The following is a 24692-nucleotide window of genomic DNA, read 5'->3' on the forward strand; positions in this document are numbered from 1 at the left end:
TTCCGGCTTTCGCCGGAATGACGGTGTTTTGGGGCTTTCGGCGACGCTTGGGGTGGCTACGGCTAAGCGATTACAGGTTGCGGCTGCGCGATTACGGCGTCGGCCGCAGCGACCGCCGCCGCCGTCGTTCAATAGGAAACGCCGCTCTCGCCGTACTTGCGCAGGACCTCGCACGCGGCCTCGCGCTGCAGGTCGCGGCGCACGGCGACGCCGCGGCGTTCGAGTTCGCCGATCCAGTCCGCCGGCAGCGGGCCTTCGTCGAACTCGGTCAGGCGCATCACGTCTTCCGAGCGCGCGCCGATCAGCAGGTTGTTGATGCCGGCCCAGAAACTGGCGCCGTAGCACATGCAGCACGGTTGCGCCGAGGTCGCCAGGGTCATCGGCCCCAGCTCGTTGAGACGGAACTGGCTGACCGCGGTCTGCGCGCACATGAAGGCCATCATCTCGGCGTGGGCCACCGAGCAATTCTGCGGCACCACCCGGTTCACGCCGACGCCGACCACGCGACCGTGGCCGTCGAACACCGCCGCGCCGAACGGGCCGCCGGTGCGCAGTTCGACGTTGCGCCGCGACAGTTCCACCGCCAGCGCGACCTTGTCCTCGTCGCTGGCGTAGACGCGGCTGCGGTCGACCGCGGCGTCGACCCAGTCGGGCAACAGCAGTTGCACCTGGCGGGTCAGCGGGTTCTGGATCTTCGTGCTCATGGCTGCGCGCTCATTCCTTGCTCGCCCAGGTGTCGCGCAGGGTCACGCTGCGGTTGAACACCGGCGCGTCGCTGCGGTGGTCGTAGCGGTCGGCGACGAAATAGCCGACGCGCTCGAACTGGAACGCCTGCTCCGGCGCGGCCTGCGCGGCCGACGGCTCGACGTAGCCGACGACGCTGCGGCGCGAGTTCGGATTCAGGTGATCCTTGTAGGTCTTGCCGTCGCTGTCGTCGTCCGGCGCGGCGACGTCGAACAGGCGGTCGTACAGGCGGATCTCGGCCTGGACCGCGTGGCGCGCGCTGACCCAGTGGATCGTGCCCTTGATCTTGCGGTCGGCGCCGGCCATGCCGGGGCGCGATTCGGGGTCGAGCGTGCCGCGCAGTTCCGTCACGCGACCCGCCTCGTCCTTGATCACTTCGTCGCAGCGCAGGATGCCGGCGCCGCGCAGGCGCACTTCGCCGCCCGGGATCAGGCGCTTGAAGCCCTTCGGCGGGACTTCCTCGAAGTCCTCGCGCTCGATCCACAGCTGGTTCGAGAACGGTACCTGGCGCGCGCCGAAGCTCTCGTCCTTCGGGTGGTTGGAGAAGTGCAGCGATTCCTCGTGCGCGTCGTCGAGGTTGGTGATGGTCAGCTTGAGCGGATCGATCACCGCCATGCGCCGCGCCGCGGCCGCGTCGAGGTCTTCGCGCAGGCAGCCTTCCAGCACCGAGTAGTCGATCACCGAGTTCTGCTTGCTCACGCCGAGGCGCTCGGCCCACAGCCGGATCGCGGCCGGGGTGTAGCCGCGGCGGCGGATGCCCTGCAGGGTCGGCATGCGCGGGTCGTCCCAGCCGTCGACGAGCTGTTCCTGCACCAGCACCATGAGCTTGCGCTTGCTCATCACGGTGTAGTTGAGGTTGGCGCGCGAGAACTCGATCTGGCGCGGGATCGCGGCTTCGTTCGGCAGGCCCTTGGCCAGCAGCGGCGCCAGCAGCTCCGGCGAGTTCGGCAGGTCGACCTTGGCCACGCACCAGTCGTACAGCGGACGGTGGTCCTCGAATTCCAGCGTGCACAGCGAGTGGGTGATGCCTTCGCAGGAATCGCTGAGCGAGTGGGCGAAGTCGTACATCGGGTAGATCGGCCAGGCGTCGCCGGTGTTCTGGTGGGCGACCTTCTTGATCCGGTACAGCGCCGGGTCGCGCAGGTTGATGTTGCCCGAGGCCATGTCGATCTTCGCGCGCAGGGTGCGCGCGCCGTCGGCGAACTCGCCGGCGCGCATGCGCGCGAACAGGTCGAGGTTTTCCTCGACGCCGCGGTCGCGGTACGGCGAATTGCGGCCCTGCTCGGTGAGGTTGCCGCGGTAGGCGCGCACTTCCTCGGCGCTGAGGTCGCAGACGAAGGCGTCGCCCTGGCGGATCAGCTTCTGCGCGGCCAGGTAGAACACTTCGAAATAATCCGAGGCGTGGCGCAGTTCGGCCCAGTCGAAGCCGAGCCAGCGCACGTCGTCCTGGATCGCCTCGACGTACTCGGGGTCTTCCTTGGCCGGGTTGGTGTCGTCGAAGCGCAGGTTGCAGCGGCCGCCGAACTCGCGGGCGACGCCGAAGTCCAGGCAGATCGCCTTGGCGTGGCCGATGTGCAGGTAGCCGTTGGGTTCGGGCGGGAAGCGCGTGCGCACCGCTTGGTGCTTGCCGCTGGCCAGGTCGTCGCGAACGATCTGGCGGACGAAATCCTGCTTCTGCGCCGGGGCGGCATCGGTCGGGGTTTCGGGGGCAAGGCGGGACGGATCGGCGGACATGCGGCGCGGCATCTTCGGAAAAGGGAGAAACGGGAGTTTAGCCGGTGCGGCGCCGGCGTGCCTGGGCGGCCGGTCTCGCGCCGCGCCGGCGGGCCGGTTTGCCGGTCGTGCCGGCTTGCCGATCGTTGCGCGATCGGGACGCTTTCAGCGCGCGGACATGACGAAAGTGGGTGCATGCGGCGCGCGGTTGCGGCGTATGCTGGCCGCAGACCCGCCTGGCCTGCCGGCCGAAGGACGCGACGATGCGAGTCGTCTACGAAGCCGCCCACCTGATCGACGCCCATCTGGTCCGCCATGCGCTGGAAGACGCCGGAATCCCGGTGTTCCTGCGCGGCGAGGCCCTGATCGGCGGCATGGGCGAGCTGCCGCTGTTCGGCGCGGTGCAGGTGTGCGTGCCGGACGCGGCCTGGCCGCAGGCGGACGAGGTGGTCCGGGCGCTGGCCCTGGGCGAGCCGCCGCCGCCCGAGCCGGAGCCGCAGACCGCGATGCCGCCGCCGGCGTGGCTGCCGGCCTGAGCGGCGCCGCTCGCCCGGGCGCCTGAGACGCCTGCCGCGGCCCGGATCGCGGCCGCGCCGGTGCCGTTCCGGCGTCCACCACCCCCTTCCCGACCCCCTCGCGCCCGCTGCGGCGCGGCCGGCGAGCGCCGGCCGGCCCGCGCCGGACACTCCGTCCGCGGCGCGCCGCGGATGGACCATCGGAGTTTCGCCATGTTCCTGGCTATCGCCTTCGCACCTATCGCATTCGCACCTATCGCCTTCGCATCGCCGACCCTCGCGCCCGCGGCCGTGCACCGCCGCGGCTCCCGGAGGCGCGCATGAGCGCCTCGTCGTCCGCCTCGTCGTCCGCCCCCGCCGCCGGCTCCGGCGCGCCGCTGCTGCAGATGCTGCTCGGCGCCAGCGTGATCAGCAGTTCGGCGGTGTTCGTGCGCTGGGTCGAGATCGGCCCGGGCGCCTCGGCGTTCTGGCGCATGGGCCTGGCCGCGATCATCCTGCTGCTGTTGCTGGGCCAGCCGTGGCGGCGCGAACGCCTGCGGCTGTGGCGGCCGCAGCCGCGGGTGCTGGGCCTGGTGATGCTGAGCGCGGTGTTCATGGCCTTCGACCTGTGGATGTGGCACCGCTCGATCGTCTACGTCGGGGTCGGCCTGTCGACCCTGCTGGCCAATTTCCAGGTGTTCGTGCTGGCCGGCGCCGGCGCGCTGTTCCTCGGCGAGCGCGCCGGCTGGAAGCTGTGGGTCGGCCTGAGCCTGGGCCTGGTCGGGCTGGCGCTGCTGCTGGCGCCGGGCTGGGAGCACATGGACGCGCGCTTCCGTCTCGGCGTGTTCTTCGGCCTGGCCGCGGCGCTGGCCTACGGCGGTTTCCTGCTGGCCTTCCGCGCTGCCCAGGCGCGCCGCGGCGACACCCCGAACGAAGCGCTGCAATGGTGGCTGTGCCTGGGCTGCGTGCTGGTGCTCGGGCTGACCGTGCCGCTCGGCGGCGAGAGCATGTGGCCGCAAAGCGCGCACGACTGGTTGATCCTGGCCGCCTACGCCGCCATCGCCCAGGTGCTGGGCTGGCTGGTGATCGGCCGGGCGATGCCGCTGCTGCCGGCCGGCATCGTCGGCCTGTGCCTGCTGCTGCAGCCGCTGCTGGCCTATGTCTGGGACGTGCTGATCTTCCACAAGCGGCTCGGCGGCCTGGAGCTGCTCGGCATCGGCCTGTCGCTGGCCGGCATCTTCCTGGGCCTGGCGCGCGGCGACCAGCCGCTGTTCGCGCGCAAGCCGCGTTGACGCGCGCCGACGCCGCCGGCGCGCACAATCCCGTCATTCCTTCAGTTGCTAACGCCCCGATGACCGATTCCCTCGTCCCGATCCAGCGCCTGATCCGCAGCGTCGCGGATTTTCCCAAGCCCGGCGTCACCTTCCGCGACGTCACCCCGCTGCTGGCCGATGCCGGCGGCTTCGCCCGCTGCATCGACGCGTTGGCCGAGCCCTGGCAGGGCAGCGGCGTGCAGGCGGTGTGCGGGATCGAATCGCGCGGTTTCATCTTCGGCGCGGCGCTGGCGCAGAAGCTGCACGCCGGCTTCGTGCCGCTGCGCAAGCCGGGCAAGCTGCCGCCGCCGCTGGTGACGGTGGAGTACGAGCTGGAATACGGCCGCGACAGCCTGCAGGCGCGCAGCGACGCGCTCAAGCCTGGTGAGCGCACCCTGATCGTCGACGACGTACTGGCCACCGGCGGCACCCTGGCGGCGGCGCGCGAGTTGGTCGAGCGCCTGGACGCGGTATTGGTCGGCGCCAGCGTGCTGATCGAACTGCCGGCGCTGAACGGACGCGCGCGCTGGAGCGGCGAGGCGCCGGTGCATTCGTTGCTGCGTTACTGATCGAGGTTGCGGCGCGGGCGTGAAAGCCCGCGGTCGCGGCTCGCGCCGCTCCTACAGGGAGCGGCCGACGCACCCGCCGCCCCTGTAGGAGCGGCGCGAGCCGCGACCGCGCCACCGCGCCGCCCGGCGCCATCCGCGACCCGCCGCGTTTCTCCACGCCGAAGCGCGAAGAAACGCAGCCGCGCCGCTCACGGCGTCCCGCAGCGATACCGATCCGTTTCGATGAACCCGTTGCGCTGCGAGATCTCGCGGTCGTAGCAGCCCTGCGTGCCGTAGCTGCGGTGGCGCTGGGTCGAATGCCCGGTCGCGTGCCGCTCCGGCCGCGGCACGCCGTAGTTCCAGCCGGCTTCGCCTTCGAAGCGGTTGCGCTTGACCTGCGCCGCCGCCGGTTGGCCGCGGCCCGGGCTCTGCAGCAGGTCGGCGTCGTCGAAGATCTTCATCGTGGTGACGATGCGCTGCGCGCTGCCGGACGGGATCACGCTGATCGCGCCGTCGAAGCCGAAGCGCTGGGCCAGCGTCGACACCGTCGGCAGGCCGCGGCCGAGCCGGGTCACGGTCTGGGTGTCGTTCCACTGCGCCTTGATCCCGTCGGGATTCTCGTCCGCGCCCCAGGTGTGCAGGCCGTCGTTGCCGACGATGCGCTCGACCGTGGTGTATTCGCGGCCCTTGGCGGTATCGACATAACCGGTCGCGCGCAGGCGGTGGCCGCCGCGGGTGTCGACCTGGAACGTGCCGTCGGGCTTCGCGCTGTAGTTCGAACGCGCCGCCAACGGGGTCAGCTCGTAGCTCAGCAGGCGCCCGCCGGTGGCGCCGCGGCGCGGGTCGGTCCAGGCCTGCAGGTTCGGCTGCAAGGTCCAGCCGGACGCGCCGTCGGGCAGGTTGGCGACGCGGAAGCGCACCTCGTGCGCGCGGCCGTCGTTGACCAGGCCGATGAAGGGAGTGAGGTCGTAGCGGATCGGTTCGATGTCGAACGCGCGCGGCGCCGGCAGTACGTACCACAGGAACGGGTTCGACCAGCCGCCGGTGTAGATGTGCGGATACGGCATGGCGATGCCGGCGACGCGGCCGTCGATCAGCACCTGCACTTCGCGGTAGGCGCCGTGCTGGGCCGGGCAGGAGTAGTTCGCTTCCGGCGGCGCGGTGAAGTACCAGAATTCCTCGCAACCGCCGCCGGAACCGGTGGCGTAGACCTCGCCGAGCCAGCGCGTGGCGTTGGCCGGCAGGGTGTAGTCGCCGACCAGGTCGCCGCCGTCGCGGCGCGCGTTCGCCAGCGGCGCGACCCGGTCGGCGCTGGCGACGGCGGGGTGGCGGCGGTCGGCGTTGTAGAACACCACCCGCGCCTGCACGTAGATCACCCCGGTGTAGGTGTCGTTGACCACGTTGCCGAGCGCCATGCGCACCTGCTGCGGGGTCTTGAGCAGGGCGGCGTAGTCGCTGAGGTCCTTTTCCACGCGCCAGGCGATGCCGTCGCGCGACGGCTCGGGCGTGCTGGTGGAGAACACGGTGACGCCGCCGATTTCCATATGGCCGAGGCGGTCGTACTGCACGCCCTTGACCTGTCCGTCCATCTCCAGCACCACCTTGCTCCACGGGCCGGGGCAGGCGGCGGGCGGGGCGATCTGGCCCAGGTGCCATTCGAAATCGGCGAAAGCGGTATCGAGGATCGGCACCGTGCAGCTGCGCGTATCCGGACGCGCCACCGCCGGATCGGCGGTGCGCGGGTCGTCCCAGTCGCTGCCGAATTCGTCGGCGGCCAGCGCCGGCGCGGCGTTCAGGCCGAGCAGGGCGAGCGCGAGCGCGCACTCGCGCCAGCGGGCGCTGCGGGAGGGCGGGTTCGCGTTCGTAGCGAGGCCGGGATTCGGGCGGACGGCGGGGCGTGCGGGCATCGCGAGCATCCTTTGCGGCAGGCGGGGGCAGGGCGCGGCGGCCGGCGAGCGCCGGCGCAGGGTCGAGCTTCCCGCCGCGCGCGGGCGCGGACAAGCCGCGCCGCCGCACGCCGGCCTTGAATCCTGCGACCTGCGCCGCATTTCATTGCCACGGCGGCGATACCGCCACAGCCCGCACACGGAGGCAGACGATGGCCGGTTCCTTCATTCCCGGTATTGGCGCGTTCAAGCAGCGCATGCCGCAGCGCGAAGACGCGCTGCCGGGCCGCGACACGCCGCTGCCGCTGCACAACGCCCATTACCTCAGCGGCGCCAAGCTGCGCGATGCGTATCCCGGGCTGGCGCGGGTGCAGTTCGGGCTGGGCTGCTTTTGGGGCGCGGAGCGCAAGTTCTGGTCGCTGCCGGGCGTGGCGGTGACCGCGGTCGGCTATTCCGGCGGCTACACCCCGAACCCGACCTACCGCGAAGTCTGCAGCGGCCAGACCGGCCACGCCGAGACCGTGCTGGTGGTCTACGACCCGGCCAAGATCGGCTTCGACGAACTGCTGAAGGTCTTCTGGGAAAGCCACGACCCGACCCAGGGCATGCGCCAGGGCAACGACGCCGGCACCCAGTACCGTTCGGCGATCTATTGCGAGGACGACAGCCAGTACCGCGCCGCCCTGGCCAGCCGCGACGCGTTCCAGGCCAGGTTGCGCGAGGCCGGTTTCGGCGAGATCACCACCGAGATCGCCGCGCCGCCGGCGCCGGAGTTCTATTACGCCGAGGACGATCACCAGCAGTACCTGGCGAAGAATCCGGCCGGCTATTGCGGCCTGGGCGGCACCGGCGTGAGTTGTCCGATCGGCGTGGCGTGAAGCCGGGAAGTTAGCGGACAGGCCAACGGGCGCGGCCGTCGCCACGGCGGCCGCGTCGCGCCTGCGCGATGCGCGCGCCGATTCCCGGCTTGGTGTTTCCGCGCCGCGGCCTCAAGCGAAATCGCGCGCGAACATCGCCCGCATCTGGGCGATGCCGTCGGCCTGCTCCGGCGCGACCAGCCACAGGCAGGCTTCGGCGAAGGACACCGGCGAGGTGCCCGGCGCGGTCACGATTCCGCCGGCGCTGACGCAGGCTTGTTCGCGGTAATGCGCGTGCCCGCTGTAGCCGGGCACCGCGTCGAGATAGCCGGGTTCGTTGCTGGTGTGCGCGCGCTCGTTGAGCAGCCCCGCCGCGGCCAGCGCGCGGGTGCCGCCGCAGATGCCGGCGATGGCGCCGCCGCGCGCGGCGCGCTCGCGCAAGGCCTGGACGATCGGCGCCGGCGCGGGCGCTTCGTCCCACAGCGGGCTGCCGGGCACGACCCACAGCTCGCCGTCGCCCGGATCGAGTTCGGCCAGGCGCCGCTGCGGCTGCAGGCTCAGCCCGCCCATCGTGGTCAGCGGCGCGGCGTCGATGCTGGCGCTGACTACGTCGATGCCGAACCAGGCATGCGCGGCGCCGGCGAGCGGCGCGTATTCCCAATCGGCGGGACGGTCGATCATCAGCAGGACGATGCGCTGGGTCATGCGCGAAGGCTCCGGAATGGGGCGCCCATCGTCCCCGCGGTCGCCGCGCGCTGCCAGTGACGCCCGTCAGGCAACGCGAAGATCGCGTCGCGGCGACGGCTCGCCCGGTCGGCGCGTGGTTCGCTCGGGACCGCGCCGGCGGACGCCGCGCTTGTCCACGCAGCCCCATGCTCGAACGCCTTGGATGGCAGGGCCGGCGCCGGCTCGAACAGCGCGTTGCCGGACACCCGCGCCAGCGAAACCGCGCCCGCTCAGCGCACCTCGCGCGCCGGCTTGCGTTTGCCGCCGGCGACGGCGACCGGCGGCTGCAGCAGCGAGGCCGGCAGCTTGCGCAGTTCGTCGGCCAGTTGCAGCAGGAAGTCCGACATCGCCGAACTGCGCCGCCACAGCATGCCGATCTGCCGGTGCGGCGGCGTGCCGCTGAAGCGCAGCAGGCGGATGTCGGGCGAGTTCGGCACCGGCGGCTGCACCGCCAGGGTCGGCAGCAGGGTGATGCCGACGCCCGCGGCGACCATCTGCCGCAGCGTTTCCAGGCTGGTGGCGCGGAAACCGTCGCGCTCGTCGGCGCCGGCCAGGCGGCACACGTCGAGGGCCTGATCGCGCAGGCAGTGGCCCTCTTCGAGCAGCAGCAGGTGCTGGTCGTCGAGGTCGTGCAGGTCGAGGCTGTCGCGCGCGGCCATCGGATGCTGCTGCGGCACCGCCAGGATGAAGGGTTCGTCGAACAGCGGCTCGACGTGGAGCTGGTCGTCGTGGATCGGCAGCGCCAGCAGGCCGGCGTCGAGGCGGCCGTCGCGCAGGCGGGCGAGGATCTGGTCGGTCTTCTCCTCGACCAGCAGCAGCTCCAGGCGCGGGAAGCGCTTGCGCAGGTTCGGCACCACGTGCGGCAGCAGGTACGGGCCGAGGGTCGGGAACAGGCCCAGCCGCACCGTGCCGGCCTCCGGGTCCTGGCTGCGGCGCGCGATCTCGCTCATCTGTTCGACGTCGGCGATGACCTTGCGCGCGCGCTCGGCGATGTCGCGCCCGACCGGGGTCAGCATCACCCGCCGCGGCGCGCGTTCGACCAGCGACACGCCCAGCTCGTCCTCGAGCTTCTTGATCTGGGTCGAAAGCGTGGGCTGGCTCACGAAGCTGGCCGCGGCGGCGCGGCCGAAGTGCTTGTGATCGGCGAGCGCGACCAGATATTTGAGGTCTCGAAGGTTCATGGCCGGGCTGTCAATTGAGGATGGCTATCGGCATAATAGGAACAATTCATTTCAGTAATCAATTGCTGTAGCGCAACATACGCAGCATAGGTTGTGCCTAGCGACGTGTTGATCCTGTTGCGCCCCCCTTTACCACCCATCCCATCCCATCCAGGAGATACCCGCATGCTTTCGATCGGCGAGAAGTTCCCGAAATTCAAGGTCAAGGCCACCGTCGGCATCGACAACCTCGACACCGCCTTCGCGGACATCGACAACGACACCTACAAGGGCAAGTGGCTGCTGGTGTTCTTCTATCCGAAGGACTTCACCTTCGTCTGCCCGACCGAGATCAAGGGCTTCGGCGACCTGAACCAGCAGTTCCTGGACCGCGACTGCCAGGTGCTAGCCGCGTCCACCGACAGCGAGTTCGTCCACCTGGCGTGGCGCAAGGACCATAAGGACCTGCGCGACCTGCCGTTCCCCATGCTGGCCGACATCAAGAAGGACCTGACCTCGGCCCTGGGCATCCTCAGCGAAGACGGCGTCGCCCAGCGCGCCACCTTCCTGGTCGACCCGGAAGGCATCATCCGCTTCGTCTACGTCACCGACGGTTCGGTCGGCCGCAACCCGCAGGAAGTGCTGCGCGTGCTGGACGCCCTGCAGACCGACGAGCTGTGCCCGTGCAACTGGAACCAGGGCGACAACACCCTGAAGGTCGCCTAAGGGACTCGGCGCCGGCCGCCCGTTGACGGCGGCCCGGCGCAGGGTTTCGACCTCGGGACGCCTGTCCCGCGGCGCCGGATTCCGTGACCCGGCGCCCACCTGGTTCCACCTGCGCCGCCGGCTCGCCGGCAGCGCAGTCTTCTTCGGCACCACCCCGCATGCGGCCGGTCGCACCGGCCTCCCTCCCCTCCGTGCGGGTGCCTGCAGCCGGGGTTCGCCCCGGCTGTTTTTTACACCGCTGCATCGCGCCGCTGCGCTACGCCCTCGACGAGTTCCCAGCCAGCCGTGCGCTTGCGCACGCCCGCCAGGCGCTCGAGCGCGCCCGCTGCGCGGCCGTCCCCCGATCCGAGAATTCAGGAGCTTCCCGATGAGCCTCACCGATCTTCGCAATTCGCTGCCCGACTACGCCAAGGACCTCAAGCTCAACCTCGACAGCGTGCTCAGCGACGCCGGCTCGCAGGGCCTGGACGCCAAGCAGATCCGCGCCATCGCCCTGTCGTGCGCGATCGCCTCGCGCTACAAGCCGCTGACGCAAGCGGTGGAAGCGTTCGCGGCCGAGAAGCTGTCGGCCGAGGAAATCGCCGGCGCCAAGGCCGCGGCGGCGGTGATGGGCATGAACAACATCTATTACCGCGCCACCCACCTGATCCAGAACGAAGAGTACGGCCAGTTGCGCGCCGGCCTGCGCATGAACGTCATGGCCAACCCGGGCATCGACAAGATGACCTTCGAACTGGCCTCGCTGGCGGTGTCGGCCATCAACGGCTGCGGCGCCTGCATGGACTCGCACGAGAAGGTGCTGCGCAAGCACGAGATCAGCGCGCAGGGCGTGCAGAGCGCGCTCAAGATCGGCGCGGTGGTGCACGCGGTCGCGGTGGCGCTCGAGCAGGCCTGAGCGCGTCGCGTTTAAAAGTTGGATGGTGGTAGGGGATCGCCGGTGGTAACACCGGCGATCTTTTTTTGCGCGTGAAATCGGTTCGCTACCTGTAGGAGCGGCGCAAGCCGCGACCAACCGAAGCGACGTCATGCCACTTGCGTTTCCGAAGCCGGCGTTCCACGAACATGGGTGCGCTCGTCGTGCGGTGTCCTGGGCTTCGGATGGTTTCGCTTTCGTTCGACGCTTCGGTTGGTCGCGGCTCGCGCCGCTCCTACAGGGAGGCGTTGAAGCGCCGCCGCCGCGGGAAAGACCCGCGGCGGCGCCTCGCGCTCAACGCACCTCGAACTCGTAGATCCGCGTAGCCGGATCGCCGTTCTGCGTCGGCGTGGTCACGTTGAGCTTGATGTAGCGCGCCGAGGTCGCGCTGATCGCATGGGTCGAGGTATTGCCGGTGTTCGCGCTCACCGACACTGGCGTGCTCCAGGTGCTGCCGTTGGTCGAGGTCTGGATGGTGAAGGCCTTGCTGTTCCAGTTCGCCGACTCGCCGCCGGCGCCGGCGTGCTTGACGGTGAAGCCGCCGACTGTCTGCGCCGAGCCCAGGTCGACCTGCAGCCAGGCCGGCGAGGCCAGCGAGCAGAACTTGTCGGTGGTGCCGCCGGACACGCTGCCGTTGACCGCCTTGGCCGCGCTTTCGTTGCTGTTGCACGCGGCCGAGCTGGTGGTGGGCTTGTTGAGCGCGAGGTTGACGTTGCCGGCGCCGACCGAGACGGTGGCGGTCTTGGTGTTGCTGGCGCCGCCGTTGTCGGTCACGGTCAGGCCGACGGTGTAGTTGCCGGCGCTGGCGTAGGTGTGCGACGGGTTGGTCGCGGTCGAGTTGGAACCGTCGCCGAAGCTCCAGCTGCGCGAGGCGATGCTGCCGTCGGCGTCGCTGGAGGAGTCGCTGAAGTTCGCGGTCAGGCCGCTGACGCTGACGCCGAAATTCGCCACCGGCGCGGTATTGCCGCTGAGCGCGTTGTTGATCGCCGCCGCGTATTGCGCGCTGGTGCCCTGCGCCCAGCACTTCTGGATGTCGTCGTACAGCCACAGGAAACCGCCGTTGATGCCGGCGCTGGTCTTCCAGCCGGCCATGCGGCTCTGCACCGAGGCCGGGCTGTCGCCGGCGCTGCAGCCGCTGCCGTGCTTGGTCCACAGGCCCGGCATGACGGTCATGCCCATCGCGGTGTTCCACGTCGCCGGGTTGTTGCCGGCGCCGCCGTCGTAGACCTGCAGGTAGATGCGGTCGACCGAGGCGCCGAGGTTGTCCTTGACCCCTCTCCAGAAACTCTGGTTGGTGTACGGCGCGAAGGTGATCTTGTAGCCGAGCCCGACCAGCATGTTGCCGAAGGTGGTGGTGTCGGCGACGTTGTAGTGGCTCTCGTCGTCGAAGTTGACCGCGTCGGCGCCGGTGACGGTCTTCAGCGCCTGGAAATTGCGGTACAGGATGCTGTTGCTGCCGGTGCCGCAGACGATGGTGCTGCCGCAACCGGCGGCGGTGCCGTTGGCGAGCTTGGCCATGCGTTCGAAGTCGGGCACGCCCCAGGCGCCGATCGAGACTTCCACCCGCTTGACCGAGGTCGGCGCGGTCTTCAGCGAGGCCAGTCGCGCCGGCCAGTCGGCGTCGCTGCCGATGTAGGCGCCGTTCTTGACGATGGGGATGTCGTTGTAGACCAGGTCGCCGTTGTCCTCGATGTGGATGCTCCACAGGAACACGGTGGTGAAGCCGGAGGCCTTGAGGTCGTTGATCACGGTCTGCCCGCCGGAATAGAACGGGCCGCCGCCGAAGATCGCCGACTCGGCGGCCGACGCGGCCGGCGCGGCGAGGGCCAGCGCGAGCGCGGCCAGGGCCGGAGCGGCGAGCGCCGGGACGATACGGCGAAGGGCGGGAGTCGAAGGCTGGCGCGGCACGGTCATGGGCGATCCCCTGGAGTGATGGTCGGCGGCGGCGCGGTCGCGGCGGGACGTTGGAGCGACGGTGCGCGCGTTGCGGTCGCCACGGCGGCGACGCGCCGACAGTGCGAGCGGGGATTTCCCGGTGTCAACGTTTGGATCGATTTAAATAAGGCTAAAACGTTTAAAACCGAGCGCGCGGCGGAGATTTTCCCGGGCAATCAACGGGCTGCGTTCGCGCCCGCGGTACAAGGCGAATTCGACACCGCGCACATAATCCCGCGCGATTGCGTTGCGCCGCAGCACGGCCGCGCGTGACGCGGCTGCGGCCCGTTGTTGTGGGAGGGCCTTCAGGCCCGATGCTTTTGCTTCGGATCGCCGCGAACCCAGCGGCCGGCCTTGTCCTTGTGGGAGTGCCTTCAGGCCCGATGCTTTTGCTTCAGATCGCCGCGAACCCAGCGGCCGGCCTTGTTGTCGTGGGAGGGCCTTCAGGCCCGATGCTTTCTTTCAGGTCGCCCCGAACCCAGCAGGCAGCCCACCCACAGCGCCCGCCTTACAATACGAGCGATGAACTCGAACGACTCCGCTCCGCCGCCGACCGTCGCCGCACTGCTGCGCGCCGCGCGCACGCGGATCGAGCCGGCCGAAGCCGAACTGCTGCTCGCCGATGCGCTGCAACGCTCGCGCAGCTGGCTGTTCGCCCACGACGACCACGCGCCCGAGCCCGAGGCGCGGGCGCGTTTCGCCGAACTGCTCGAACGCCGCGCCGGCGGCGAGCCGGTCGCCTACCTGCTCGGCCGCCGCGGCTTCTGGCGCTTCGACCTGCAAGTGAGCCCGGCCACACTGATCCCTCGCCCCGAGACCGAACGCCTGGTCGAGCTGGCGCTGGAACGGTTGCCGCCGGATACCGAATCGCGCGTGGCCGACCTCGGTACCGGCAGCGGCGCGATCGCGCTGGCGCTGGCGCTGGAGCGCCCGCAGGCGCAGGTGCTGGCCGTGGACCTGAGCGAACAGGCTCTGGCGGTGGCGCGCGCCAACGCCGCCGAACTGGGCCTGGCGAACGTGGCCTTCCGCCACGGCGATTGGTTCGCGCCGCTGGCCGGCGAGCGCTTCGACCTGATCGCCAGCAATCCGCCCTACATCGAAGCGGCCGACCCACACCTGGCGCAGGGCGACCTGCGCTTCGAACCCGTGGACGCGCTGGCCTCCGGCGCCGACGGCCTCGACGCGATCCGGATCATCGCGCGCGACGCGCCCGCGCACCTGCGGCGCGGCGGCTGGCTGCTGATCGAGCACGGCTGGGAGCAGGGCGCGGCGGTGCGCGCGCTGCTGGCGCAGGCCGGTTTCGCCGAGGTGGCGACCGAGCGCGATTGGGAGCAGCGCGATCGGGTCAGCCTGGGGCGCTGGGCCGGCTAGGGTCGCCGCGGCACGGGCCATGCGAGCGTCGCACCGGTTCGCTGCGAGCACGGCCGTTCCACGGGCCCGCATCGGCAAGCCCCACGGCGCGCAACGCCCGCGCCCGCGCCCGCGCCCGCGTCGCCGCAGCCGGCTTCTGCCCGCGTGAAATGCGGCCGCGCGCACCGCCTGGCCGCCCGAACCGCCGCGGCGGGCACCGAAAGCGCCGGCCCGGGGCGGCTAAACTGCGCGCATCCCGACTGCGAGGTCCCCGATGCGCACGCTCTATCCCGAACTCGAACCCTTCGATACCGGCACGCTCCAGGTCGACGAGCGCCACACCCTGCACTACGAACAGTGCGGCAATCCCGACGGCAAGCCGGTGGTGCTGCTGCACGGCGGCCCCGGCGCCGGCTGCAGCGCCAAGATGCGCCGCTTCCACGACCCGGCCAAGTACCGCATCGTCCTGTTCGACCAGCGCGGCAGCGGCCGTTCCACCCCGCACGCGGACCTGACCGACAACACCACCTGGGACCTGGTCGCCGACATCGAAAAGCTGCGCGCCAAGCTTGGCATCGAGCGCTGGCAGGTGTTCGGCGGTTCCTGGGGCTCGACCCTGGCGCTGGCGTACGCGCAGACCCATCCGCAGCGCGTGACCGAGCTGGTGCTGCGCGGCATCTTCATGCTGCGCCGCTGGGAACTGGAATGGTTCTACCAGGAAGGCGCCTCGCGCCTGTTCCCCGATGCTTGGGAGCACTACGTCAACGCGATCCCGGCGGTCGAGCGCCACGACCTGATCAGCGCCTTCCACCGCCGCCTCACCAGTTCCGACGAGAAGACCCGCCTCGACGCCGCGCGCGCCTGGAGCGTGTGGGAAGGCGCGACCAGCTTCCTGCACGTCGACGACGACTTCGTCAGCGGCCACGAGGACGCCAAGTTCGCCCTGGCCTTCGCCCGCATCGAGAACCATTACTTCGTCAACGGCGGCTTCTTCGAGGTCGAAGAGCAACTGCTGCGCGACGCGCACAAGATCGCCGACATCCCCGGCGCGATCGTGCACGGCCGCTACGACGTGGTCTGCCCGGTGCAGAACGCGTGGGAGCTGAAGAAGGCCTGGCCGAAGGCCGAGCTGACCATCACCCCGGCGTCGGGCCATTCGGCGTTCGAGGCCGAGAACGTGGATGCGCTGGTGCGGGCGACCGACCGGTTCGCCTGAGCCGGAAAGCCCGACGCGGGACTCGCCGGCGCGCGACGCCGGCGCAATGAGGCCCGGTGGCGCACGACGCCGCCGGGCGGTCGCGGGTGGCGGGTCCACCCGGACCGCGACGGCCGGATCGGCGCTGCGCCGATCCGGCGACGATCGGCGGCGACGATGACGCCGCCGGTCTCCATGCCGGCATCGCGCACCTGCCGGTGAGCGCCGAAGACGCTGGGCTTGTGTTCAATGGACACAGATTTTGCGTCATGCCCGCCGCTTCGCGCGACGCGCTCCGTGCGCATCTTCGCGCAGTTCGCAGCGACATGCGCCGGGACAGTCAGTAACCCGCTACTTGCCTGGGCACCGGAAAAATTATTTGCTTCGCTGTTAATGGCATAAAAAGCGTGTAGAGCATTCCCGCGGCAACGATCCGTATCAATGCCTTGCGTTGGATTCGCTGAAAAAAAGCCAGAAAAACCCTGCACTTCCCCTGCTTGACTCGTCCTGCCAGGACGCATCCAATCGCCCGCCGTAATGGAAGGGGCGCGGCCGATGCATGCGGCACGACCGCGACGATGGCAGCGACAGACGCATGCGACGGCTACGGCCGCGCCGCGCGGCGAGGGGCGATGTTCAGGGCACGAAGGACCTATACGCAGGAACGGCAGTTGCGGCTGACGCCGATCAATCAGCTGCGCCCGGACGCCTCGTCGGCGCACCCGCGTTATCAGACGCAGGGCGAAGACCCCCAGTTCGAAGTCGAGAGCCTGCAGGGCGAGCTGCCGCCGCCCGGCTGGTATCTGCTGGATCTGCGCCTGGGGCTCGACGAGGGGCGCATCCTCGCGCCCTGCCTGTATCCCGATTACGGCGCGGGGGTGAGCGAGGCGTTGCGCATCGCCCTGGCCGAGCCCGGGCGCGACGGACGCTCGCGCAGCGTGGTCCTGTTCGGGACGCGCCTGCATCGGCTGCGTTTCGATCCCAGCGAGAGCGAAGCGCGCTTCGCGCTGGAGGGGTTTCGTCTGCGCCGCATCTCGCGGCTGCGCGCGGTGTGGGAATTGATGTGCGGCATCCAGCGCGCGCGCCGCGACGTGTTGTGCGAGGACGCCGTGGGCGCCGGCCTGCGCTTCCTGCGCGCCGCGCTGCGCGGGCGCATCGCCGACGGCGGCAAGACCCTGTTGCAGCATTACCGCCGCGCACTGCGCCACGGCGCGCATTCCTATCCGCACTGGCTGTCGCGCTACGAGCGCGCGGCCGCGGCGGGCGCCGAGGCGGACACAACCGCGCCGGCGCCGGCGCCGGCGGGGCCCACGATCTCGATCGTCCTGCCGGTGCGCGACCCGCCGCTGCCGTGGCTGCGGCGCTGCCTGGACAGCGTGCTGGCGCAGACCTGGCCGCACTGGCAGTTGTGCATCGCCGACGACGCCTCGCGCTCCGGCGCGGTGCGCCGGCTGCTGCGCGACTACGCCGCGCGCGATCCGCGCATCGCGCTGCGCCTGCGCGAGAACCACGGTCATATCTGCGAAGCCAGCAACAGCGCGATCGAGATGGCCACCGGCAGCCACATCGGTTTCCTCGACCACGACGACGAACTCGCGCCGCAGGCGCTGGCCGAGATGGCGCGCGCGATCGCCGAGCATCCGCAAGCGCGGCTGTTCTATAGCGACGAAGACAAGATCGACGAGAGCGGCCGCCGCTTCGAACCCAACTTCAAGCCGGCCTGGAACCCGGACCTGTTGCGCACCCAGAACTACATCTGCCACTTCGTCGCGATCGAGGCGGCGCTGGTGCGCGAACTGGGCGGGCTGCGCGCGGGCTTCGAGGGCGCGCAGGACCACGACCTGCTGCTGCGCTGCGCCGAGCGGCTGGACGACGCGCAGATCGTGCACATCCCGCAGGTGCTGTACCACTGGCGGGTGTTGCCCGAGTCCACCGCGCTGTCCGGCGGCGCCAAGCCCTATGCGCTGGAAGCCGGGCGCCGCGCCGTCGAGGAGCACCACGCGCGCAGCGGCGTGCGCGCGCGGGTCGAGGTGACCGAGCACGGTTACTACCGCAGCGTGCGCAGCCTGCGCGAACGGCCGCTGGCCTCGCTGATCGTGCCCACCCGCGACCGCGCCGGGCTGCTGCGCACCTGCGTGGAAAGCGTGCTGCAGCGCACCGCGTACCGGCCGCTGGAATTGCTGGTGGTGGACAACGGCTCCAGCGAGCCGGAGGCGCTGCGCTATCTCGGCGAACTGCGCCGGCGCGAACACGTGCGGGTGCTCGACTGGCCGCATCCGTTCAACTTCTCCGCCATCGTCAACCACGCCGCCGCGCAGGCGCGCGGCGAGGTGCTGTGCCTGCTCAACAACGACACCGAGGTGATCGCCTCGGACTGGCTCGACGAACTGGTCTCGCACGCGCTGCGCGAGGACGTCGGCGCGGTCGGCGGGATGCTGTACTACCCCGGCGACACCATCCAGCACGCCGGCGTGATCCTCGGCATCGGCGGCGTCGCCGGCCACGCCCACGGCCACCTGCGCCGCGGCAGCAACGGCTACCTCGGCCGCGCCGGCGTGGTCCAGAACCTCAGCGCCGTGACCGGCGCCTGCCTGGCCTTGCGGCGGCGGGTGTACGCCGAAGTCGGCGGCATGGACGAGACCCTGGCGGTGGCGTTCAACGACATCGACCTGTGCCTGCGCCTGCACGCGCGCGGCTACCGCAACGTGTGGACGCCGCATGCGGAGCTGTATCACCACGAGTCGGCGTCGCGCGGGCCGGAGGATACGCCGGAGAAGCGCGAGCGCTTCCTCGGAGAGACGGCGATCATGCTGCGTCGTTGGGGCGAGCTGTTGCGCAACGATCCGGCCTACAACCCGAATCTGTCGCTCGACAGCCTGCACTTCGATTTGGCGTTTCCGCCGCGGTCTCGCGCGAGTCGGGCAATCGCAACCTCTTCCCATATTCGCGCGGTGGCCGAATGAGTTCCTTGTTCTCGCACCTGGGTCAAAGTCTGCGACGACCCGATCATTGGTTGTATGGAAGCTGGCTGGATACGGTGGTCCGATACCGCAAGACCCGCCTTGGAATCGCCTGGTTGTTGATTCCGACGGCGGTGTACATCTGGGGCATCGGCGGGTTTCTGGCGTCGATGCAGACCGGACTGGATAAAGCGCGTTACTTCGCCCACGTCGGGATCGGATTCGCGGTCTTCCGGTTCATGGCGACGGTCATGATTGATGCTTCCACCGTGTTCGTCGGCTCTCAGGGCTACATTCTGGATGGCCAACTGCGCTTGACCGATTTCGTTCTGCGCAATCTCGCGCGTTCCTTCCACTATCTCCTGATATCGCTGCCGGTGGTGGGAGCCGTGGTGGTGGCATCGCCGGACTTCGCTCCCGCGGGCTTGCCGCTGTCGTTGCTGGGGGTCTTGGTACTGCTGGTGAACATGTTCAGCTTCTCGGCCCTGCTGGCGATCGCCGGGGCGAAGTTCCCGGACCTGCACGAGATCATGAGCAGCGTGATGATGGCCGCGTTCCTCGTCACGCCGATCGTCTGGTACGACGGCGCGGTGCAGCGCGACACCGCGCAAGGAATGTTGATCGAGATCAATCCTTTTCATCATTTGTTGCATCTGATCCGGGCGCCGATTCTCGGCGATCAGGTCGCAGCGTCGACGTACGTTTATCTGCTGGCCGCAACGATTCTCGGAGCCGTCGCGGCGGCAGTGATCTACCGACGTGCGGCCAGACACGTGCCGATCTGGCTGTGAGGTAAAACATGAGCATCCATCTCGCAGCCCATGACGTGACTCTGGAAATGCCGCTGGATTCCCAGCGCGCCTCCACCGCCGCCAGCGGCGGACTGCGCGCCGCGTTGAGCGGCGCGGTGCGGCGGTATACGACGGTGTTGTCCCGGATCGAATTTTCCGCGAACGAGGGAGATCGGATCGCACTGGTCGGGTTGAACGGGTCCGGGAAAAGCACGCTGCTGCGGGTGCTCAACGGCGCGTTCCAGCCTACCCGCGGGGTCGTCCGCAGCAGCGGCCGCATGCAGTCGTTGCTCAATCCGGGGCTGGGGTTCTCAGACTACGCCAGCGTCGCTGAGAACGTGATCCTGCGCGGCACGGGAATGGGGCTGAGGCGGGCACAGCTCAACGCCGCGATGGACGACATCCTGGATTTCTCCGGACTGCGCGAGAAGGCAATGCATCGACTGCACACTCTTTCGGCCGGACAACGCATGCGGTTGGGGTTCGCCATTTCTACGGCAGTACAGCCCGATATCCTGCTCATGGACGAATGGATCGCGACTGGAGACGCGGTATTCGTACAGCGTGCGCAGGAACGCATGCGCGATCGCTTTCGGGACAGCCGCATCGTGGTGCTCGCCAGCCATGGCGCCGATCTGCAGCGCCAGCTCTGCAACAAAGCGCTGGTCCTTGATGGCGGAAAAATGCGCTATTTCGGCGACGTCGACGAAGGATTTTCTGTCTATCGCGACATCGTCGCAACCGCGAGCGACAAACTGAGTGCGCATGGCGTAAACCAGGTGCCGCTGCTGTTCGGGGACGTGAGCGGATTCGTCGAGCGGATCAGGTTGTTGCCCCGAGGAATCGAAGTCGAAGGGTGGGCCATCGGCGAGAAAGGCCGGGAGGCTGACGCGTTTCAGGTCGACTTGGACGGCCGTCGCTATCGCTTGGACGCATTCGAGCGGGTCGGCCGCGAGGATGTGCTGCGTGCGGCTTCGCGCGCATCGGGCAAGTATGGATTCCGTTTCGTTCTGCAGGACGCCGAGGCGGCGGATCCGCTCGGTATAACCGCAAGGTTGAGCGTCTCGGTCGTGAATGCGCGCGGGCGCGTCGGGATTCCGCTGCAGTCGGCGTGTGGAATCATCGTGGAGGCTGCATGAACGTCGCGCTGGGACGGGCGCTGAGACGGCCATCCATGAGGCGTTATGCGAGTTCGCGCAAGCGGATAACGCTTGGATTCTGCCGGCACTTCGTCGTCGGAGGAGTGGAGCTCCCATGAAGATTCCTATGCTGGCCGAGCGTGCGCGCCTTCGCAAAGAGAGTGTGTCCTGCGACTCCGTGAGGCTGTCGGACGATGCGCCGGCGACCGTGTTGCTCCCCGACGGCAGTTCCGGCGTGTTGAAGATCGACGCGGTCGCGCGGGTGGCGGGGTGCCTGGTGATTTCCGGCTGGAAAATCGGCGACGTAGGGCTGATTTTGGAGCGGGGCGGGGACGAACTTGCGTTTACCTCCGATCCCGTGCGGCGAGACGATGTCGTTGCACACTTTCCGGGTATGGACGCCGCGAAACTCGGTTTCGCCTGCATTGCCGAAACCGATGGCGACGAGCCGGTTTGGTTGTGCTGGCATTCGGGGAAGGAATACAACCGTCGTTTGCTTTCGCCGGTCGACCCAAGCGAATTGACCGAGGCGGCAATGGCGTCGCTCGGCCCGGTGCGGACGCGTTTGCTGCAGCGGTTGGAAGTCGGCGGCACCGAGTGGCGGACCTTGCTGCCCCAGGACTCGCCCAACGTCGATGCCGCAGCGCTAGGTCACCTGGAAAGCGCGATCAGCATCGGGGCAGAGGACGCTGCGGTCGTGTGCGGATGGGCGGTCGGGCTGCCTGGTGTGCAGTTCTGGCTGGAAAACGGTGCCGGCGAGGTCAGGTCGCTTGTCGACGCATCCTGGCGCGAACGCCGCGATGTACATGAGACGGTTCGCGGAAAATTCGGCCTGGAGGCGCTGGAATCCGGTTTTGTCGCTTACCTAGACGGCTTCTGTGCCGCCGGGGGGCTCGCGCTGAAGGCGCTGACCGAAAGCGGGGTGCATGAGCTCCATCGCGCGACCTGCGTTCCCATGCCCGCCGATGCCCTGGCGGTGAGCCGATGGCTGTTCGGGATCGATGTAGCCGAGCCGGATCTCAAGCGGCATCATGCGCTGATCGAAGAGCCCGCGCTGTCGGTTCTGATCGAGCGTGGACAGCTCGCTTGGCCCTCGATCCCAAGGCGACTCCGGGTGCTCGGCACTCCCGTTGCCGAACCCCGGGTCAGCGTGATCGTTCCGCTGTACGGGCGCTTCGATTTCGTCGAGAGTCAGATGCTCGAATGGGTGCGTGACGGTTGGCTGCGGGCCAACGCGGAACTGATCTACGTGATAGACGATCCGGCTCTGGAAGCGCCTTTCCATTCGCACGCACAAGAGCTGTTTCAGTTATATGGCGTGGCGTTCAAATGGACCGCGACCGTGGTCAACCGGGGTTTTTCCGGCGCGAACAATCTCGGCGCGGAAGTTGCGAGCGGTAGCCATCTGCTGTTTCTCAACAGCGACGTCTTTCCAACGGCGCCGGGCTGGATCGAACCGTTGTTGAGCGTCCTGGAATCCCGGACGGACCTGGGTGCGGTCGGCCCCAGGTTGGTTTTCGCCGAAGGCGGAATTCAGCATGCGGGCATGAGCTTCGAGCATTCGCCGGAATACGGCGTCTGGATCAACCGGCATCCGTACTTGGGTTTGTCCCCGGATCTGGACCCCACTACGGAACTCACCGAAGTGCCAGCGGTCACCGGAGCTTGCCTGCTTATCAGGCGACGCGATTTCGATGCGGTCGGCGGTTGGGATACCGGCTACTTGATCGGCGACTTCGAAGATTCCGATCTGTGCCTGAAGTTGCGCTCGATCGGATTGGCCGTGGCCTATCTGCCGAGCGTGGAACTCACCCACTTGGAGAGGCAGTCGATGACCGCGTTGGGCGGCAGCGACTATCGGATGCGCGTCACTCTATGGAACGCCATGCGGCATCAACGGCGTTGGCGGCATTTTCTGGACATACCCGCGCAACAGGGGTCTTAGCATGGGGCATTCGTCGGATCGGGCGCCGGAGTGGGCGGCACGCAGCGGCGCGAGCAGTGAGCGCATCCTGGTCGTCGCGCATCGGCACCCGGATTTCAGCCTCGGCGGCGGAGAGATCGCCGCGTACAACCTTTTTCGCGCATACCGTCAGCATCGCGATGTGGCCGAGGCGTGGTTCCTGGCCAGTGCGGATCGCGGTCGCGGCGCGGCCGGCGGCATCATGCTGCGACGCGAAGGCGAGTACCTCTGGGAGCAGGGGATTCACGACTGGGCCATGCTCAAGGCGGCACACCGGCGCAGCGTCGCGCAAGGGTTCGCGGAACTGGTGCGCGCGCTGCGTCCGACCATAGTGCATGCGCATCACTACGCTCATCTGGGACTGGAATTTCTGCGCGTCGTAAAGGCGATAGATCCGAACATCAGGATCTGCCTCACCCTGCACGAATACATGGCGATCTGCCATCGGCAGGGACAGATGATCAAAACCGACGGACGGTTATGCGCAAGGGAGTCCTTCGACGATTGCCGCGGCTGCTTTCCGCAGATGAGCGTGCAGGATCTGTGGCGGCGAAAACACTTCATTCAGCGGCATTTCGACTATGTAGACCAGTTCGTTTCTCCGTCGCGATTCTTGCGCGGGCGATACATCGACTGGGGGCTGGATGGCGAACGGATCGCGGTGATCGAGAACGGTCAGGACGACGTGCCGCGGTCGCCGCCTCGCAAGGTCGATCCGGGAGAGGGGCGGAACCGTTTCGGATTCTTCGGTCAGATCAACCCGTTCAAGGGATTGGATGTTCTGCTGAAAGCCTTGCATGAGCTGCCCAAGGAGGATCGCAAGCGGGTGGTGCTGGAAGTGCACGGGGCCAATCTTGAGGCTCAGGCCGGCGAGTTCCAGCAATCGATCAAAGCCCTGGCCGACCCGCTGATCGCCAAGGGCGTCGTGCAATGGGTCGGCCCTTACCAGCCGCACGAAGTGCGCAAGCGGATGGAAAACGTGGATTGGGTGGTGGTTCCGTCCATCTGGTGGGAGAACTCTCCGATGGTCATCCAGGAAGCGCTCGTGTGCGGACGACCCTTGTTGGTGTCCGATATCGGCGGCATGGCAGAGAAAGTGAAACACGGCGGAAACGGATTGCATGTGTCTTGCGGCAGCCCGCTCGCGTGGGGGAAAGCCCTGCTCGAGGCGGCCGATCCGCAACGTTGGCAGGACTGCGCCGATTCGATCCAGCCGCCCTTGTCCCACAGTCAGTGCGCCGATCGGCATCTGCGCATCATCAAAGCCGATGCGGTCGCGCGCGCCGGCGCTTTACCGGAGTAATACGATGGCATACCAGAGTTTTGGCGAAGAAAAGGGCGATTCGGATTCGGCGACGAAGCTCTTGGCGCTCGCGCTTCCCGAAGACCTCACCGGCAAACGTTTCCTGGACATTGGCTGCAACGAAGGGTTCTTTTGCCTCGAGGCCATTCGGCGCGGCGCTGCGCATGCCGTCGGTATCGATCTGGATGCTTCGGTTCTGGAACGCGCGCGCGCGCGCGCGCGCGGACTTCCGATCGACTATCGAAATGGCGATTGGTGGGAACTTCCGCAGGGCCCCTTCGATGTGATCCTCATGTCCAGCGCCCTGCACTACGAGCGTCGGCCGAAGGAACTGATGGCCGAGATAGCGCGTCGGCTATCCCCTGGCGGAGTGTTCATTCTGGAGGCCGGAGTCTATGCGCGCAGCGACGAGAAGATGTGGGTCGAAGTGCAAAGGCACGACGGCGCGCTTCGGTTCCCCACGCGCAGGATGCTGGTGGAGGACATCCTGTCCAGCATGGCGGTGCGTTATATCGGCCCGAGCGTGTCCCAAAGCGGGGATCCGCTTGGGCGCCAGGTGTTTCATTGCTGGAAGCGGCGGCCTACGGCGATCGTGCTGTCCGGAGATTCCGGCCAAGGCAAGACGTACTTGGCCTCGCTGCTGGCGGCGCATTCGGCGGCGGCCCGCATCGACCACGATCATATTCTCGCCTTGATCGCACGAGACGAATTCGCCAGCCGCGACGAACTGGTTCGGGAGATCGTGGCGCGCTTTCGCGTAGACAAGATTTATCGCCTGGTGTCCGAGCTGGTTGCGGAAGGAAGGGGGGCGGCGTACGGACGCTTGCTGGCGAATTATGTCCCTTCCGAGATAGACCTGGTCGTGGTGGAAGGATTCGGCTTCCAGTTCGACGAAATCATGGATTCATTCGTCGAGCGATTGCAGGCGCAGTCGTTCGTGGTCTGGCGCGCCGGCCGCTGCGGAGCCTGACGATAG

At 68.5% G+C, this 24692-nt stretch carries 21 protein-coding genes; 14 read left to right on the top strand and 7 right to left on the bottom strand.

Annotated features, from left to right (window positions below; genetic code table 11):
* Positions 1-128: 128 nt before the first annotated feature.
* Positions 129-704 carry a nucleoside deaminase gene (locus JHW41_RS06445; RefSeq protein ID WP_250449393.1) on the bottom strand — a complete coding sequence of 192 codons (576 nt, stop codon included), beginning with the start codon at positions 702-704 and terminating at the stop codon, positions 129-131.
* 10 nt (positions 705-714) lie between these two features.
* Positions 715-2478, bottom strand: coding sequence for a glutamine--tRNA ligase/YqeY domain fusion protein (locus JHW41_RS06450; RefSeq protein WP_250449394.1), 1764 nt, complete (start codon positions 2476-2478; stop codon positions 715-717).
* A 242-nt stretch (positions 2479-2720) separates the two neighbouring features.
* On the opposite strand from JHW41_RS06450, the gene JHW41_RS06455 reads away from it, so the two are divergent.
* The 3 genes from JHW41_RS06455 (at position 2721) to JHW41_RS06465 (ending at position 4833) form a co-directional block, all read left to right on the top strand.
* A complete protein-coding gene (locus JHW41_RS06455; RefSeq protein WP_250449395.1) occupies positions 2721-2993 on the top strand; it encodes a DUF2007 domain-containing protein in 273 nt (90 codons plus the stop codon).
* A 299-nt stretch (positions 2994-3292) separates the two neighbouring features.
* Positions 3293-4243 (top strand): EamA family transporter, encoded by a 951-nt coding sequence (locus JHW41_RS06460; RefSeq protein WP_250449396.1) that lies wholly within the window; start codon positions 3293-3295, stop codon positions 4241-4243.
* A 59-nt stretch (positions 4244-4302) separates the two neighbouring features.
* Entirely contained in the window at positions 4303-4833 is a 531-nt protein-coding gene (locus JHW41_RS06465) for an adenine phosphoribosyltransferase (RefSeq protein WP_057948626.1), read from the top strand.
* Between the two features lie 188 nt (positions 4834-5021).
* On the opposite strand, the gene JHW41_RS06470 is transcribed toward JHW41_RS06465, so the two are convergent.
* Entirely contained in the window at positions 5022-6719 is a 1698-nt protein-coding gene (locus JHW41_RS06470; protein WP_250449397.1) for a peptide-N4-asparagine amidase, read from the bottom strand.
* 206 nt (positions 6720-6925) lie between these two features.
* Between JHW41_RS06470 and msrA the strand changes: the two genes are divergently transcribed.
* Positions 6926-7576 (top strand): peptide-methionine (S)-S-oxide reductase MsrA, encoded by a 651-nt coding sequence (gene msrA / locus JHW41_RS06475; RefSeq protein WP_078998254.1) that lies wholly within the window; start codon positions 6926-6928, stop codon positions 7574-7576.
* Positions 7577-7687: 111 nt separating this feature from the next.
* Here msrA and JHW41_RS06480 read toward each other — a convergent pair whose 3' ends face one another.
* Positions 7688-8260: a DJ-1/PfpI family protein gene (locus tag JHW41_RS06480; RefSeq protein WP_250449398.1), complete on the bottom strand. Its 573-nt coding sequence runs from the start codon at positions 8258-8260 to the stop codon at positions 7688-7690.
* A 251-nt stretch (positions 8261-8511) separates the two neighbouring features.
* Entirely contained in the window at positions 8512-9462 is a 951-nt protein-coding gene (oxyR, locus tag JHW41_RS06485) for a DNA-binding transcriptional regulator OxyR (protein WP_057948624.1), read from the bottom strand.
* Between the two features lie 165 nt (positions 9463-9627).
* On the opposite strand from oxyR, the gene JHW41_RS06490 reads away from it, so the two are divergent.
* Complete coding sequence (locus tag JHW41_RS06490) at positions 9628-10167, top strand: peroxiredoxin (RefSeq protein WP_057948623.1); 540 nt, start codon at positions 9628-9630, stop codon at positions 10165-10167.
* A gap of 367 nt (positions 10168-10534) precedes the next feature.
* The gene (locus tag JHW41_RS06495) at positions 10535-11062 is read left to right on the top strand and encodes a carboxymuconolactone decarboxylase family protein (protein ID WP_057948622.1); all 528 of its coding nucleotides are present in this window, start codon (positions 10535-10537) and stop codon (positions 11060-11062) included.
* Between the two features lie 312 nt (positions 11063-11374).
* On the opposite strand, the gene JHW41_RS06500 is transcribed toward JHW41_RS06495, so the two are convergent.
* Entirely contained in the window at positions 11375-12994 is a 1620-nt protein-coding gene (locus tag JHW41_RS06500) for a PKD domain-containing protein (RefSeq protein WP_250449399.1), read from the bottom strand.
* A 160-nt stretch (positions 12995-13154) separates the two neighbouring features.
* Positions 13155-13400 (bottom strand): DUF6053 domain-containing protein, encoded by a 246-nt coding sequence (locus tag JHW41_RS26530; protein ID WP_428995518.1) that lies wholly within the window; start codon positions 13398-13400, stop codon positions 13155-13157.
* Between the two features lie 137 nt (positions 13401-13537).
* Between JHW41_RS26530 and prmC the strand changes: the two genes are divergently transcribed.
* From prmC to JHW41_RS06540, 8 genes are all read left to right on the top strand, one after another.
* Positions 13538-14386 (top strand): peptide chain release factor N(5)-glutamine methyltransferase, encoded by an 849-nt coding sequence (gene prmC, locus JHW41_RS06505; protein ID WP_250449400.1) that lies wholly within the window; start codon positions 13538-13540, stop codon positions 14384-14386.
* A gap of 253 nt (positions 14387-14639) precedes the next feature.
* Entirely contained in the window at positions 14640-15581 is a 942-nt protein-coding gene (pip, locus tag JHW41_RS06510; protein ID WP_057948619.1) for a prolyl aminopeptidase, read from the top strand.
* Positions 15582-16231: 650 nt separating this feature from the next.
* On the top strand, positions 16232-18523 hold the full coding sequence (locus tag JHW41_RS06515; RefSeq protein ID WP_250449401.1) for a glycosyltransferase family 2 protein: 2292 nt from the start codon (positions 16232-16234) through the stop codon (positions 18521-18523).
* Positions 18524-18528: 5 nt separating this feature from the next.
* Entirely contained in the window at positions 18529-19311 is a 783-nt protein-coding gene (locus tag JHW41_RS06520) for an ABC transporter permease (RefSeq protein WP_250449402.1), read from the top strand.
* 8 nt (positions 19312-19319) lie between these two features.
* Positions 19320-20450 carry an ABC transporter ATP-binding protein gene (locus JHW41_RS06525; protein WP_250449403.1) on the top strand — a complete coding sequence of 377 codons (1131 nt, stop codon included), beginning with the start codon at positions 19320-19322 and terminating at the stop codon, positions 20448-20450.
* 115 nt (positions 20451-20565) lie between these two features.
* Positions 20566-22395 carry a glycosyltransferase family 2 protein gene (locus tag JHW41_RS06530; protein ID WP_250449404.1) on the top strand — a complete coding sequence of 610 codons (1830 nt, stop codon included), beginning with the start codon at positions 20566-20568 and terminating at the stop codon, positions 22393-22395.
* A gap of 1 nt (position 22396) precedes the next feature.
* Complete coding sequence (locus tag JHW41_RS06535; protein WP_250449405.1) at positions 22397-23716, top strand: glycosyltransferase family 4 protein; 1320 nt, start codon at positions 22397-22399, stop codon at positions 23714-23716.
* A 4-nt stretch (positions 23717-23720) separates the two neighbouring features.
* Complete coding sequence (locus JHW41_RS06540; protein ID WP_250449406.1) at positions 23721-24686, top strand: class I SAM-dependent methyltransferase; 966 nt, start codon at positions 23721-23723, stop codon at positions 24684-24686.
* Positions 24687-24692: the final 6 nt, after the last annotated feature.

Source organism: Lysobacter enzymogenes (assembly GCF_023617245.1).
Classification (GTDB): Bacteria; Pseudomonadota; Gammaproteobacteria; order Xanthomonadales; family Xanthomonadaceae; genus Lysobacter; species Lysobacter yananisis.

Bases quoted from the DNA above. Each gene is read 5' to 3' on its own strand.
- JHW41_RS06445 (WP_250449393.1), bottom strand. From the start codon at position 704: ATGAGCACGAAGATCCAGAACCCGCTGACCCGCCAGGTGCAACTGCTG.
- JHW41_RS06450 (WP_250449394.1), bottom strand. From the start codon at position 2,478: ATGTCCGCCGATCCGTCCCGCCTTGCCCCCGAAACCCCGACCGATGCC.
- JHW41_RS06455 (WP_250449395.1), top strand. From the start codon at position 2,721: ATGCGAGTCGTCTACGAAGCCGCCCACCTGATCGACGCCCATCTGGTC.
- JHW41_RS06460 (WP_250449396.1), top strand. From the start codon at position 3,293: ATGAGCGCCTCGTCGTCCGCCTCGTCGTCCGCCCCCGCCGCCGGCTCC.
- JHW41_RS06465 (WP_057948626.1), top strand. From the start codon at position 4,303: ATGACCGATTCCCTCGTCCCGATCCAGCGCCTGATCCGCAGCGTCGCG.
- JHW41_RS06470 (WP_250449397.1), bottom strand. From the start codon at position 6,719: ATGCCCGCACGCCCCGCCGTCCGCCCGAATCCCGGCCTCGCTACGAAC.
- JHW41_RS06480 (WP_250449398.1), bottom strand. From the start codon at position 8,260: ATGACCCAGCGCATCGTCCTGCTGATGATCGACCGTCCCGCCGATTGG.
- oxyR (WP_057948624.1), bottom strand. From the start codon at position 9,462: ATGAACCTTCGAGACCTCAAATATCTGGTCGCGCTCGCCGATCACAAG.
- JHW41_RS06490 (WP_057948623.1), top strand. From the start codon at position 9,628: ATGCTTTCGATCGGCGAGAAGTTCCCGAAATTCAAGGTCAAGGCCACC.
- JHW41_RS06495 (WP_057948622.1), top strand. From the start codon at position 10,535: ATGAGCCTCACCGATCTTCGCAATTCGCTGCCCGACTACGCCAAGGAC.
- JHW41_RS06500 (WP_250449399.1), bottom strand. From the start codon at position 12,994: ATGACCGTGCCGCGCCAGCCTTCGACTCCCGCCCTTCGCCGTATCGTC.
- prmC (WP_250449400.1), top strand. From the start codon at position 13,538: ATGAACTCGAACGACTCCGCTCCGCCGCCGACCGTCGCCGCACTGCTG.
- pip (WP_057948619.1), top strand. From the start codon at position 14,640: ATGCGCACGCTCTATCCCGAACTCGAACCCTTCGATACCGGCACGCTC.
- JHW41_RS06525 (WP_250449403.1), top strand. From the start codon at position 19,320: ATGAGCATCCATCTCGCAGCCCATGACGTGACTCTGGAAATGCCGCTG.
- JHW41_RS06530 (WP_250449404.1), top strand. From the start codon at position 20,566: ATGAAGATTCCTATGCTGGCCGAGCGTGCGCGCCTTCGCAAAGAGAGT.
- JHW41_RS06535 (WP_250449405.1), top strand. From the start codon at position 22,397: ATGGGGCATTCGTCGGATCGGGCGCCGGAGTGGGCGGCACGCAGCGGC.
- JHW41_RS06540 (WP_250449406.1), top strand. From the start codon at position 23,721: ATGGCATACCAGAGTTTTGGCGAAGAAAAGGGCGATTCGGATTCGGCG.